General features: G+C 43.2%; 1 protein-coding gene and 1 pseudogene. Both read right to left on the reverse strand.

Annotated features, from left to right (window positions below; genetic code table 11):
• The coding region (locus R7Q38_RS23840) for an imelysin family protein (RefSeq protein WP_318114530.1) at positions 1-945 on the reverse strand (945 nt) is incomplete at its 3' end.
• Between the two features lie 176 nt (positions 946-1,121).
• A pseudogene (locus R7Q38_RS23845) lies at positions 1,122-1,247 on the reverse strand (GTP cyclohydrolase); the annotation flags it as partial.

Consider the following 1,247-nt stretch of genomic DNA (forward strand, 5'->3'; position numbering starts at 1 on the left):
ACCTGTGTAAACGTTGTAGATACCTTGCTCGTTGTAGTAATGCGAGTTGTGCGTGTTATCCGAGAAGCAATCGTGCTCGTCTTCCGTAGAGTTCGCTTCTAGCGCAACTTTCATACGCTCACCAGCTAACTCACCCAAAGACAAAGAGCCCATACCAAACAGCATTTTACGTAGACCATTCTCTGCAGAACCTGTTAGTAGCTCTTGACGGTAGTTGCCTTTTTGATCAGCAGACCACTGTTTTTCCATCCATTCAAGATCTTGAACCAGTAGATCGGCCGCGGCTTTTAAGTACTCACCGCGACGATCGCAGTGACCATTTGTACAACCAGAACCAACAACAAAGTCCGTGTAAGCACGCTTACCTGCACCTGCATTTGTGCCGTTCAGATCTTGTCCCCATAGAAGGAATTCGATCGCATGATAGCCCGTTGCTACGTTTGCTTCTGAGCCACCTACTTCGTTCAAACTAGCAAGTAATTCTGGAGTAATTTTTGCCACGTCAAGCTTAGACGGGCCGATCGTTAGGCTTGTGTTGGCAATGATATTTGCCGCAGCACCTTCGTTACCAAGCTCATATTGGTAGTCAGCAGCTACATAATCGATAAGACCTTCGTCAAGTGGCCAGGCATTAAGTTGACCTTCCCAATCGTCGACTACTGCGTTGCCAAAACGGAAAACTTCAGACTGTTGGTATGGCACGCGGGACTCTAGCCAAGCTTGCTTAACGTCTTCAAGCTTTGCCTCAGATGGTGCTTTTAAAAATTCATCGATTTTCACTTCCAACGTTTTTGCCGTCGTCAGTGAGTCAGCAAATACGGCGTGAGCCACATCTGCATAATGTTCAACAACTTGTTGTTTTGTTACTTGAGCAGCAACGGTAGTACCACTGGCAATGAGGAGTGAAGCAGCAATAGATTGGACTAATACTGTTTTTGCATTCATCTGAAGCATCCTTGTTGAGCAATTCATTTGTTATATTCGTAGTGCTAATTATTCTTATTTGCACTTTTAGTCACGAGATAATACAAATTTACAATTTATTTGCAACTCCAGATACAAAAAAAGCCTCATCACTGTGAGGCTTTTAACATTCATAATTGACAGTTTTCTCTTTAGGATTAAACCTTTAGGTTATGTTTGCCGTGAGAAACTTTCGCTCTAAGATAGTTTTCATTACCATCTTTAATGTGCGCCGAAGTATTGACAACTTCGACAATCTCAATTCCGTATTCCGCTAATTCACG

The sequence above is a fragment of the Vibrio sp. Vb0598 genome (genome assembly GCF_033338935.1).
Classification (GTDB): Bacteria; Pseudomonadota; Gammaproteobacteria; order Enterobacterales; family Vibrionaceae; genus Vibrio; species Vibrio alginolyticus.